This window comes from Citrobacter sp. RHBSTW-00570 (genome assembly GCF_013739755.1).
Taxonomy (GTDB): Bacteria; Pseudomonadota; Gammaproteobacteria; order Enterobacterales; family Enterobacteriaceae; genus Citrobacter; species Citrobacter braakii.
This window is the reverse complement of sequence record NZ_CP056399.1, coordinates 656,217-668,560: the sequence shown is the minus strand read 5'-3', so window position 1 is coordinate 668,560 and position 12,344 is coordinate 656,217. Positions and strand designations below refer to the sequence as shown.

Here is a 12,344-nt window from a genome sequence, read left to right as displayed (position 1 = left end):
TTCATCAGGAGAGTGTATTTTTATCGGTGCTAGCAGATACACCAATATTGCAAACGGTGTCACCGTATGAGTTTTAACTTCAGAAATCTCTCATCGGCGGACTTTGAAGATCTCGTTCTTGACCTCATCGGAAAAGAAGAGGGGTTTCGCTTCGAGGCATTCTGCGCGGGACCTGATGGTGGCGCTGACGGTCGGCATTCGCATACCAGCGGGAACGTTATCCTACAGGCAAAGCATTATGAAGGTTCGCAGGTCAGTAAACTGATAGCCACCATGAGGCGTGAGCGTATATCGATCAATATGCTGGCTCCTATACGCTATATTCTAGCGACCTCTTGTAAGCTTAGTCCGGCCAGCAAGAGCAAGCTCGCCCCTATTATCGGTCCGAGCTTGAAGTCCGAGGCGGATATTTTTGGTCCAGAGGACATCAACGGCCTTCTCCGTAAGTACCCAGAGATTCTCAAATCACATATTAAATTGTGGCTCTCGGGCGCGGGGGTTTTGGAGCGGATCATACGCGCGGCAGCCCATACTTTTGCGGCATTCACACAGGAAGAGATCGAAAAGAAAGTTCGCGTTTTCGCATCAAACCCCAGCTTCGGCGAGTCATTCGTAACTTTAGAGAAGCACGGGCTTCTTATCATCTCTGGGCCACCGGGCGTAGGTAAAACGACACTGGCCGAAATGCTTTGCTACACCTACCTGAACGAGCAATGGGAGCTAGTCCCCATCCGCAGTCTGGAGGACGGCTTTGCTGCCATTAGCGATAATAAAAAGCAGGTCTTTCTCTTCGATGACTTCTTGGGAAAGGTCGCACTTGACAGGCTAGCTTTGGCGCATAAGGATTCTGATTTGATGCGGTTCATGAATCGAGTGCGCCGCTCACCAAACGCTCGTTTTATCCTGACAACAAGGGGTTACATATTTGAGGAAGCCCGGAGAGTCTCCGAATATCTTAGCGATCAGCGTCTCGATGTGACGAAGTACGTACTCGATGTTGGCATCTATACACGACGGATCAAAGCGCGGATCCTCTATAATCATCTGCTAGTGTCAAAGACACCGCTATTGCACATCCAGGCACTTTTGGATAGCAATACGCTCGCAGAAATTGTTGATCATAAGAACTATAATCCACGCATCATCGAGGCCATGACCGATACACTACACATCAATAATATCGAAATAGCCAACTATCCCACAGCCTTTATCGAGGCCTTGAATAATCCTAGCCAGATTTGGGACACGGCCTTCCGTACGCATATTGATCATCGGTGTAGGCATCTCTTGATAGCAATGTTTTTCCTCACCGAATACGGAGTTTCTCTCGCCACTCTTCGTTCATCTTTCGATACTCTGCATACAGCGTTATGCAAGGCATACGGTCTGGCTCACGGGCCCAAGGATTTCGAAGAAACCCTTCACATTCTGGAAGGTAGCTTCGTTAAAATTGTCAATATTAGCGGTCCATTTGTCTCTTTTATCAATCCTTCGCTCAAAGACTATCTCTCAATTTACCTTCGAGACGCGGAGCTCCTTATTCGCCTTGTTTCCACGGCAGCCTCAATTGATTGGCTGTTAAACCTGTGGAGCTTTGTACATCAGCTCGAGCTCAGTGAGGCCGCTCAAACTAAGATAGCCATAGCCTTCGTTGGCATGCTGGAGATGATCGAAACGCGTCCGCACTGGCGTCCGAAAGCTGGTGATGCTCGCTCACTCGAATACAACGACGCAGCAAACTCCAAGAGGCTCCGAATGCTAATGGATTTTTGGCAGCTCACGAACGAACGACGGTTTGCCGACAGCATTATAGCGATTGCTCGCAATCCACAGCAGGGCTTCAGTGCATGGTCGGATGGAGAGACACTGATCGAATTCTTTTCCCGACGAGGTGGAAAGGGCTATCGGCGACAGTTTATTTATGAAGCCGAATTATTAGAGCTCCTCGAAAAGGGACTTACAGATGCAATACACTGGAGCTCAAGTGATATTCTCTCCACGCTTGTTGATGCGGTGGATGCGGTTAATGGGCTGCCCGCCAGCATTACTCGAGCATTGCAGATGGCTGTGCTCGAAGAGTTCGAGGAGAATACCAGCCGCATTTGCGAGGATGATAGCGAGTCTTCTCTGTCGGATCGGATCGATGCCCTGAAAAAGTTCGCTCCGCGTTTCGGTGTTTCGGATGCTGTGTTGAATAGTGCTATCTCAGCTATCGAGGAGCGCATAGGCGAAATTGAAGACCATAGCAGTCGCGCCTCTTCTCCGAGCTTTCTGTCGTCGAATAAGTATGAACAGGAGACTTTTAATGACCGCGATCTTCGAGATCTTTTCACAACTCTTCTTGATCGCTAGGTTAACTTAGCATATCAGGCTCGTTGCCCTTTCTTCAGAATACGAGCCTTTTCTCGGTATGATGTTCTTGACACCATTAAAGCTCACAACATCAATATATTAAAGTCGAGACAGTTTACTCTGAGTAATGCAGGGAGGGGCAAGTCTGCGATTTGTAGAATAGCTTAAATGAAGGGCTACCAGACAATGCTGAAAATATAAAGAAGCTGTTTAGACAGAGGCTTTATGTTTCCATGACCACGCTGACGTGATTTGTATTCTATTTATTAAAATACAGGAATGCTTGCAATGTCCGCCGTAGGGAAACCTGAGCGGGATTTTTGCTTTCAGGAATTCTAATTAACGTTATCAATGATAACACTCATGACGGCACGTAAAGCCCTAAGCAGTTTTGCTATCAGCCTTCATACCGCTGGAAATGCAAACGCAAAGATTCTTGCTCCAAAACGCTGATGTGATTGTGCGTTTAGCGCCCATTGGGTTGGGTCATTCGATAACGTACCATTTATCTCGCAAAAGCACACAAGAGACGAATAAGATCCGGTAGTGTCGGCTTGCGTCTTCCTCCGCTGTACTGACCACGCGAACTTCATTGGCGGTTAGTTTAAGCTCCTGACCCTCTTCGAGGGGGCTTGTTTCTCTGCATTACACTTCATGTTTAATTTACTTGGCATCTTGGACGTCTCATTACAGCGAATATGGATCAGTTTTATTGATTTGAAGTAGAATACTTCAAATTATTATAAATACATCGGGCTATGACAATGAAGGAGAGTAAACAATGAATCTAGAAGAATTATCTCTGATGATTCGTAAAAATCTGGCCGCTTGGGTCGCCGTTATTATCACCTGTGCCGCAGCAGGGGCTTTTCTAATTAATCAATACGTTGATTTGTACGACAAAAAAAATGAACTAGATCATCAGATTAAAGAATTTTATGCGATCAAAAACAATAAGGAAGAAGAGCTTTTAAAAAGAGAGAAATATATTTTTAAGCAAGAGATTTTCGTAAAAAACGAAAAAGAGAGTTATGAAAAAAGACTTAATGAATTGAATGAACTCAAAAAAAATTATGATATATTAAGTGCTGAGCTAAATACTAATGCGCAGAATGCCTCACTAATAATACAGAGACAGGTTGCAGAAGATAAATTACGAGCTCTGATGTCTGAGTTTTCTGCGATGGGTATCAGTTTGAATCAGCCTCCTGAATGTAAAGATAAAGAAAGTAGGAAACAATATAACATAGCAAAAGCAAAGCTTAGTGAGGCAAGAAGTTTTGCTCTTGCGAATGAACTGTATGATGATTATCAGGGATTTTTCAATGCTAATTAATCCATGATAATATCGAGTTGTGGCTAGAAAATAGAAAGAGCCCCCTTAAATTCGGGGGCATTAGGTAATTTAAGGTTTCTTTGGGGGAGGATTTTCAGTCGTGTCTGATGATGGCGGCTGGTACCCTCCATTAACATTCCTTTCATCATCGTTGTCACGGCGTTGCGGCTGATAACCATAGTTGCGGTCATCATTTCTTTCTCTATTATCTTTAAATTTTTCAGTCATTATTTTAATCGCCTTCTAGATGTTACATCTTAAAAAACTCTAGTGTTTTAATTTCACTTGAGAGAATAATTATTCCTAACGTGTCATTTCTGGGTCTTTCAAACCCACCATCGCTATTTAGCACCCAATGTTCACTTAGATATATTTGTTCGGGTTCAGGACAACTTGAAGCAAATGCGTTGTTTTTATAAGCTCCAGCAACTTGAGAGCCATCTTTCATCGTGACTATGACCCAGCAAGATTGTTTTAAACTGAAAAAATAATCCCAGGGACGCCCCGTGGGGTGAGGTAGTTTACCTGAAATGAACCTGCATTTTCTTAATTTATTTAACGCGATGGGATTTATTATAGGAAAAATAATGAGCAATAAGAAAAGATAAATATAAAAAAATAGGCTGTTTAACGATAAGACCTTGGTGGTAATCATGTAATACAGCGGAATGCCCCACGCTGCATAATTTATACAGCTATAAGCGACTGCATCAATAACTAATTTTGAGGATTCTCTTTTTATCGATGGTTGTAAAATTTCGTATATCTTCAGGCTTATAAAACCTGGGATAACAAATAATATAAAAATCATTAATTTACTATAATCTAACAATTCCATATTCTTACCTGATATTTTTAATCCATGAAGATATTAACACAAATATCTTTTCAAGCATTTCAGTTCATTACAAAGCTTACTATGGGCCAGGAATGTCTACCGGGGCACCCAAGAAGCCAGTTTCAGGTACAAAACTGGCAGTGGCAGCGCTATCCTGTCGCTAAGAGCGAGAAGTGCCCCTTCATTGAGAACCGCTCGCTAGTTTCATCTTAACTAATTCGAGCTTTAAACTCATTCATCCAAGCAATGAGCGTCAACACATCTCTTTCGAACTCATCAAGTTCAACAGGAACCAACGGCAATTCATCTGCTTGCGAGTGCTCGTAAACAGAATACTTAGTCATCAGCATGTCAATAAGGTCACAGTCTTCTGCTATTACCTTGGCAATACCCCTCAGTTTACCTTTAGTCATAACGTCACGTCTAAAACGAACAACTACGTCATTCAAAAGGACGAATTCTACTGTTCGTTCCAGGATTATCCGAAAATCACTACAGGCACTCTTCACTGTAAGGTCATAAGCATCGGCATCAGCCTCGGCTTGATATTTTTTGAGTTTCGGAATGACGTGATCCCTGACCGCATTAAGGGCTTTGTCAGGCTTGGCATCTCGTAAACTGTGTTGCGCTATGATCCCTGAAATTTTATCCAAACGTCTAAGTGACTGCACGGTGTGGATTATTTTCTCATTATCCGGATTCTCACTATGCTTCTTGATCACAGCCTCTATGATAGAAACCAATGATAGTCGGTGAGTGAAGATTATGACTTGTCGGGTTTTCGCCAATTCGACAAGTCTGGCAACAACACGCTCTTCAAAGTCCTGATCTAAAGATGAAATCGGGTCATCAAAGATGAAAGGTGCCAATTGGTTCGAACCGGTAGTATCAGCCAAGAATGCTGCTAATGCGACTATGCGGGCTTCGCCTTCACTGAGTATGACATCAGGAGTGAAGCCAGCCCGAGCACCGACAAGGGTGAGTCCAAACGTTATTATTCCTTTTCCTTGAGATTTGCTCTGTGGTACAACTGGCAAGCGCCGCCCTCCAAGAGCCTTTAACTCCGCAACAAAACGCGTCTGATATCCAGCATCAAGCTCGGTTCTCCCAAGTTCGGTGCGCTTAGTAGTCAACGAATTGCTGGCTGTCAGTCTAGTAGCTTTATCCAGCAAATCCACTGTAACTAAGCGCTCACGCTCAGCAAGAATTGCCATCTTGTTTTGAAATAACCACTGGAGTGCCTTGAGTTGCTTAACTCGCTTCTCTAATTGCTGACGCTGCCCATCTTGTTGCAACTGTGTCAGGCTAATCTTCTCAGCAATTAAGTCAGCAGCACGTTTTTCTATTGCCTGATCGATAAGCGCCCAATCAAATGTTGAGATAGCACCTACGGCAGCACACCCCGCAAACTGTAAGTGTCTTGCCATTAACGAGTCATAAGACGCACGGGCAAAGTTTTCATCAAACTTCAAATGAAGCAGTCGCGCAATCCAATCCTCTATTGAAGGCATCTGGACTACATTCGCAATCAGTGCCGCACTAGTGGCTTCTGCATGTTTTGCCGTGGTCTCAAGACCAGCCGTAATGAAAGCCTCGAAACTTTTGAGTCGAGCCGAGCCTTCCTCCGTAAGTTCCTGCTGGCAGAGCACACAATGCGCCCCCCCAGTAGTAACGGGAAAATCGCGGCCATGGTAAGCATGAGCAATAGAATAGTTTCGCGCTTGATCCCACATTTGTTTCCAAGCAGTTTCACCAACGCCTAGTAGAGGAGCTGTTGCGAACACCTGTTGCGCAACTATATTGGCCGCCTTTCTCGCTGCAACAGCCAATTCTTTTGCCTTAAACAACTCCTCTGCTTTTCCGTCCGTTAGGCTCTCCTTCAACAGTTTCATGGCTTGCTTAATGCTTTCTAATGCAATAGTTTCCTTACCAATTGCAACCAAGCGACCCTTGATGTCTTTCTCTGCTAACAGAGCTTCACCTTTGATACGCTCATCTTCGAAATCATTTCCATATTGGCAAAATGCCTCAATTTTCTCAGCGCTGACTGAGGCTTTAAGAGAGCAGAACCAAGTATTTTCGGCGGTTTCCGCAAGGTCATTTGGGAAAACTGGAAGAGCACTGACGAGCTTTTCCTTCTCCCGACCTAATTGTTCAGAAACCATTCCTGAGATCTGAATGAGCAAAGAGATGAAACGCATGCTACTCGGTTCGTAACTTGATTCTGTTCGGCCCATATATTGAGTAGCAGTCTTCGAATCAAATACTTGGGCATACTTGAGCATAGCATGAGCCTCAGCCCCAGCCTGCCAAGTGATTTCTACGGGTTTACCATCAACAGTGATTCGACATTGAGTGCTGCATTTATGCTCTTCGTTACTGAATACATTCGGGCGGATTTCATCCTTTGAACGTGATCCGCAGAGTTGTTTGAGTAGGCGAGAAAAACTACTTTTTCCTGAACCATTCTGCCCATAGATTACAGCTAAACTGCCAGCCCCAAAAGGTAAGGATGCCCCAGGTTTGATGGCATTGACACCGAATACTTGGCTTACCTCTTCAACTCGTACAACTCGCTGTACCAATCCAGCCGAAAATGCGCCAGGTACTACCTTCATGAACCTTGGGTCATTCTGTTTGGCAGCTTCCAGTTTGCAGAGTCGAACCAGCTCAGCGAGTTCAACCTCACTCGGCAAACGTTTATTGTCGATGAGCTGTTTGGCAGCTGTCTGAAGCCAACTGTTACGTTCATTCAGCCACTTTTCAAAATCATTTGCCCCGATTAATTCATGTGCTGGTTCAGACATCCTTGCTTCCCTTACTCTTTGATGTACAAATCGAAAAGAAAGTAATGCTATCTTTTTTTGTCGTTCTGGAATGAGTGGTCTGTCAAATGCCACCGCATTAAGTGCAGTCTGCATAGAACTTTTCCGATTTCAAAGTGTTCCCCTCACCAGTACTAAATGCCGCGCTTTCTTAAGTTATTTATTAGCCGCTGATATTTTACGTCGTGTGCAAGCTGTGGCGAGGTTTGCACAATCTCATCTAAGCATTGGCCTAACTCCTCTGGCATCCACTTTTCATCAGTGATTATGATACTTAAAAGCAGCAATGCCTCCGCAGGGTATTGATTGCACAAACCTGACTCGTGCAGTTTGTGTACGACATAGTGCGGATGTTCAATGGGTTTCAACCAGTCCAGAACTTGTGTCAACGCTGCCGAGAATTCACCCCGAGCAGCAATAACTAAACGAGTCAATGATTCGGAGATTAGTGGAGTAGCCAGGTCGCGAGATTTAGGCCAGATCTTTAGCCAGAATGGCTGCACACGATTCCGCCAGTAGTCTTCGCATTGTTCAGCAGCGCCTTCAAGCTCCTGAGATAGTGCTAGTGCGGACTCTTCCAAGCCTTCTGGTGGAAGCACTCCAATCGCATTTCTAAACTCTTCTACTGTATAACCCTCTGTCGGGTCCAATGCTGCATAGGTGAGGAAAGCGGCGAATTGCTGTCTGTGTTCACCAAGGTTTATGTAGTTGTTTGCACTATCCAGGAACTGTGACTTAAAAGCAGTCATCAGCGGCTGATACAAACGTGGGGACCATAGAAATCCTTCCCATACAGCTTTTGCTTCTACTGGATTGCTCCAGTCAAACAATGGTAAAAGATGCTTTTCGGTCCAAGGGCGATCTACACGGAAAAAAGCAATCAGCCGTGAGCCAAGCAGTACGCGGCCATGGCGGAATCGTTCAACCTCTACATCACACAAAGAGGTGAATATAGGCTTGAGGTAAGAAGGAAGCATATCATTATCGTTAGGGTTTAGTTCGAACCACTGGTTGATTAGTACTTGAGTGACATGTCCAATGGGGTGGTTAATCGCAGTGCCAACGACATCATAAGTTTCGACTCCATTATGGATGATTTGGGCACCTGAACCTACTTCGATTGGTAGTGCCAGAACTCGATGGCAAAGCTTCAGCAGCATGCTCTCATCACTATTGATCGACTTTGATACTGCTTCCATCCACCAAGTTAAGCTTTGTGCAATCTCATGAAGCAGGTTATCAGGCATAGTTATCACCAACCGCGAGGCATATCGCCAAGAGCGCAATACAGCCTCTTCTTCGGCCCAAGTCTGCAAAGCCTCACGCCATCGGTCCGCCGGCCAAACGTTATTTTGTGCCAGATCGCACAATGCGTACAAACTATGAAAAAAGCGTGTGCGGCAAACGTCACGCCAGGTATCTTCGTAATAAGATTGTCTTTCTGGTGTTGGCTTTGTTAGCCATTGCACTAGGTCTTGTCGCCTACGAGGAGCAATATCCACCTCTCGACTGTCCTCATAATCCGGGTCACCAGTACCACTCATCCAGTGTGAGAATTCGTCACGCTCGTTAGCTGCCAATTGCCATTGCGGGTATATATTGGATATTTCTACTAATCGCGTAGCAGCAGATTCTCCAAGAATTAGACCTGATGACTTTAGTTTAGCCAGATGTAACCACACAGACCGAGCCACCAGACCTTGCCACCGATCTTCCTCAAGTTCATCACGGTACATTTCGCGCGGTGGCCCTGCCAAAATCGCTACTTCAAGGCGTTCTTGTGCCGACCCGGTCAAATGATGTCCCTGCAAAACGAGTAGCCTGAATACCTCCCGTCCTGTATCTGTAGACCAAAGCCACCATGCTTCATCGACCAATAGCCAATCAACCCATTCCTTAGGCGGAATGGCACTATCCTGGCTGGCGGCAAAAAAGGCTAGCCGTTTGAAAGTAGGATAAGGCAGAGAGAACCAGTTCTGCGCTATTCGTATCGCACGGACACTATCATTCTCGTGAATAGCCAGCCATGCATCACGCAGCAACTCGATCAAAATTATCCAGTCACGGAACCCGCGGTTCTGCCAATGTGGTGTGATTGATGGAAGATCCCAGTGTGATCGGTCACTCTGATCATTATCCTCACCAAGTACATTCAATAGATCCAACGTATCACGTAATAGCTGCTGTAAATCTTCTTGCAGTAATGGTAGGAAAGGTTTGAAACTCTCGGCGGCCAAGTCTTTTAATGCTGAACGCACGTGATTAGCTGACAATGCAAGTTCCCAGTCCACCAATTGTTTAATCCGTGTTGGTTCGTCTGCATTGTTCGTATCTTCGGTCCAGTGAAAGGGCTTCTTCAATATAATCTTGGGTGCGAGTAACCCCCTAAACTCCAAACGCAATAAGGTTGTCAAACCTTCCCGCTTAAGGCGCCCCTTCCAACGATAAAGATCATGAGAAGGCCATGGTGATTTCACTCGACCACTTAGCAGTAGGTGCCACAAGATGCGCATCAGAGGACCTGGAATCGCTTTAGGCGCATGCAAGCGTATTTCATTCAATTCAGAAATTTTGCCTTCAGACTCCAAAGAAGCTAAGCGATCCAGTTCATGGGTAATTTCCCACGACCAACGGTCGTGTACCTGTCCACCGCGTTCCGCAATCCAGATGATTAGTCTAGGGTCATCCAAATGGCGCACGAGCCAGCGGGCCAATTGGAGCATAACATCATCCCATTCGCTGCTCGTAGCGCCACCAGAGGCAATAAGCATCTGTGGAGCACGGTGATAGGGCGCAGGTCGTCGAATTAAGCTGAAGCGTAACTTAGTGTCCACTTCATCTTTGGGCTGTACTCCAAAACGGGTTAAATCTCCATGCCCAAATTGATCTTGCGCAAAAGCATTTAATAACCAGTCCAGAGCAGGAACAGGATTGAATCCAGCGAACAGTTTCGCCGGTAAACCTGATTTATCCGATAAAGCCCAGAGCATCCGCCCGACGAAGTTGTCTTGTTGCGTGCTTTCATGTGGTAAAGCCCGTGCGTGTTTAACGACGATAGCTTCTTTACCCTGCACTCCGTCGCGGTATGTGTCTGACCAAGCAATAAGAGTCTGGTGCAAAGCTGAATGGTCATAGCTACCAGCAGGTACACTGTAAAGAATGGGTGTGACCCCCTTGGCTTCCCATTCTATAGTCTTTTGGTGCTCTTGCCCTGGCTCACAATCGCCCAGAGCCCAGGCCTGTGGTGATGCTTCCCCCTGCATTCGGTCGGCTGCTAGTGCATCCATCATGTAACGTAGAACAGGATCGTTAATACTGTAGCCCACGAAGCAAACTACGTAGTTACGGAATAGTTCGCTAACGAAGCGGGCAGCCCAACGCTCTGTTAGGTAAGCCAATCCGAAATCACCGCTGGTGATTACTAGACGATTCAGGGCGGTTTCATCCATTTTTTCGGGTAGCAGTCCGTGCAAAAAGACGAGTCCGTTCCATCGGCTATTCTTAGGAATAGGCAACATTGGCGCCGAGTACGATTGGAAAGTTTGATTCGTTCGTTTGCCTGCAACGTGAAAAATGCGGTCGAAGTTAGTTGTAACCAACCGCAGTGAGCCTTCGCGATCGCGAGCCAATCGTAATAACGCTGCCTGTGTATCGGTGGCCCCCTTACGACGTAGCTTTGGTTTCAGCGCTTCAGTAAGTGCGCGGCGAACGGCTAAGCGCTGCCCAGGTAGTCGGCGTTCAAGAAGGTCCAGTGTGGCGTCGTATTGTCCGCGTTTGAAGACCTCTTGCTCAATGGCTGAAGGTTCAGTCCCGTTCAGCCGATAAATTTGCTCCACCAAACCCTTAAACCCAGGCAGACATGCGGGATAGGAAATACCTGCACCACAAAAAAACACCACTCGCCCCTCTTCATGCGCCTCTAGGAGTGACTCGGGGATGTCGGGGCCGTTAGCTATAAATTGCATTCCTTTCATTCCCTTTAAAATTTTCTTTGCCATTTTAGCCAATGCGGACTCTAGGTGGACTTGATGCTCGTCAGGAACTTAACGGTCACGCATCAATCTGAACGTCGATGTAGAACCTGATTCACTGATAGCCCAGTTGGAGGTTTGAAGCAGTACTAGGAAGAGCGAATCTCATAGAACAAGTCCGCAGATTCATCGTTAGTGCCCTGCTACAGCTGCTACATGTAGCAGGTTGTAGCAGGGGATCGATGTACGATTCAAAGATTCCTTAACGGAATCTGCCTACAATGTGACCATGATCGGATTGTCTCTTACACTCAACGAGTTATGTAACCTAGGCACTGGCTGGTGCCAAAGTTGCGGTAACCGCTGTGGACATCCTTAGTTCTGGTTTTGGCCAAATACGCCAGTCGAACCAGGAAATTCCAGTAGACTGGGTTACGATCCAGTGCATCAAATCTGCTAAACCTGTAAACAGTATTTGGTGGAAATTCAGTTAATGCTGCGTAATCTGGGTAATCAAGCCCTAAAGCACTGCACCAGGCTTTCTGTATTCGGGTAGCCATATTGTCAGCATCGGGGTCCTGGTAATTCCCCAGGTACCCATAGACGTCTGCATTGAACAACAACACAAGGTGATAATGTGGGTGTACGCTTGTATCGCGTTCCCTGCACCATCCATAAGATGGTAATGTCGGATCTCCCGGTCTTCTGGACCGGTTATGATCTGCTCGTAACTGGCTTTTCAGTGACTCGTAGAAGCGAGTGATTGCCTGCTCATCATCCCGCTGGAAGCATATTGGTAGATCAGGCTCTCCTGGTACATGGGACTGAGCGAATCTCGAGTCAGTACGAATACCTAGTATTCGGTTATTCTTCATCAGTGTGCCGTAGACCATGTTAAGCAGTGGGTTGAGAATATTTAGGTCAATGGGTGATCTATACTTTCTGGAGGCTATTTCTACCAAGTCATGGATTTCTTCATTGGTAAGTGAATATTGTGATTCCATAATAATCCTTAAGTATGT

General features: G+C 45.8%; 7 protein-coding genes. 2 read left to right on the top strand and 5 right to left on the bottom strand.

Annotation, left to right across the window (positions count from 1 at the left end; genetic code table 11):
- Positions 1-66: 66 nt before the first annotated feature.
- Both HV237_RS03220 and HV237_RS03215 read left to right on the top strand, forming a co-directional pair.
- On the top strand, positions 67-2,352 hold the full coding sequence (locus tag HV237_RS03220) for a restriction endonuclease (protein WP_181541686.1): 2,286 nt from the start codon (positions 67-69) through the stop codon (positions 2,350-2,352).
- Positions 2,353-3,133: 781 nt separating this feature from the next.
- The gene (locus HV237_RS03215; RefSeq protein WP_181541685.1) at positions 3,134-3,688 is read left to right on the top strand and encodes a hypothetical protein; all 555 of its coding nucleotides are present in this window, start codon (positions 3,134-3,136) and stop codon (positions 3,686-3,688) included.
- 69 nt (positions 3,689-3,757) lie between these two features.
- Here HV237_RS03215 and HV237_RS03210 read toward each other — a convergent pair whose 3' ends face one another.
- The 5 genes from HV237_RS03210 to HV237_RS03190 form a co-directional block, all read right to left on the bottom strand.
- Entirely contained in the window at positions 3,758-3,916 is a 159-nt protein-coding gene (locus HV237_RS03210) for a hypothetical protein (protein WP_156518184.1), read from the bottom strand.
- A gap of 22 nt (positions 3,917-3,938) precedes the next feature.
- Positions 3,939-4,526, bottom strand: coding sequence for a DUF6338 family protein (locus HV237_RS03205; protein ID WP_181541683.1), 588 nt, complete (start codon positions 4,524-4,526; stop codon positions 3,939-3,941).
- 209 nt (positions 4,527-4,735) lie between these two features.
- Positions 4,736-7,333, bottom strand: a complete 2,598-nt coding sequence (locus tag HV237_RS03200; protein WP_181541682.1) for an AAA family ATPase — start codon at positions 7,331-7,333, stop codon at positions 4,736-4,738.
- Positions 7,334-7,485: 152 nt separating this feature from the next.
- A complete protein-coding gene (dsr1, locus tag HV237_RS03195; RefSeq protein ID WP_249415297.1) occupies positions 7,486-11,349 on the bottom strand; it encodes an anti-phage defense-associated sirtuin Dsr1 in 3,864 nt (1,287 codons plus the stop codon).
- A 284-nt stretch (positions 11,350-11,633) separates the two neighbouring features.
- Complete coding sequence (locus HV237_RS03190) at positions 11,634-12,326, bottom strand: inovirus Gp2 family protein (protein ID WP_181541679.1); 693 nt, start codon at positions 12,324-12,326, stop codon at positions 11,634-11,636.
- Positions 12,327-12,344 lie beyond the last annotated feature (18 nt).

What these genes read in the sequence shown, in the direction of transcription:
- HV237_RS03200 (WP_181541682.1), bottom strand. Translation starts at nt 7,333, where the DNA reads ATGTCTGAACCAGCACATGAATTAATCGGGGCAAATGATTTTGAAAAG.
- dsr1 (WP_249415297.1), bottom strand. Translation starts at nt 11,349, where the DNA reads ATGGCAAAGAAAATTTTAAAGGGAATGAAAGGAATGCAATTTATAGCT.
- HV237_RS03210 (WP_156518184.1), bottom strand. Translation starts at nt 3,916, where the DNA reads ATGACTGAAAAATTTAAAGATAATAGAGAAAGAAATGATGACCGCAAC.
- HV237_RS03215 (WP_181541685.1), top strand. Translation starts at nt 3,134, where the DNA reads ATGAATCTAGAAGAATTATCTCTGATGATTCGTAAAAATCTGGCCGCT.
- HV237_RS03205 (WP_181541683.1), bottom strand. Translation starts at nt 4,526, where the DNA reads ATGGAATTGTTAGATTATAGTAAATTAATGATTTTTATATTATTTGTT.
- HV237_RS03190 (WP_181541679.1), bottom strand. Translation starts at nt 12,326, where the DNA reads ATGGAATCACAATATTCACTTACCAATGAAGAAATCCATGACTTGGTA.
- HV237_RS03220 (WP_181541686.1), top strand. Translation starts at nt 67, where the DNA reads ATGAGTTTTAACTTCAGAAATCTCTCATCGGCGGACTTTGAAGATCTC.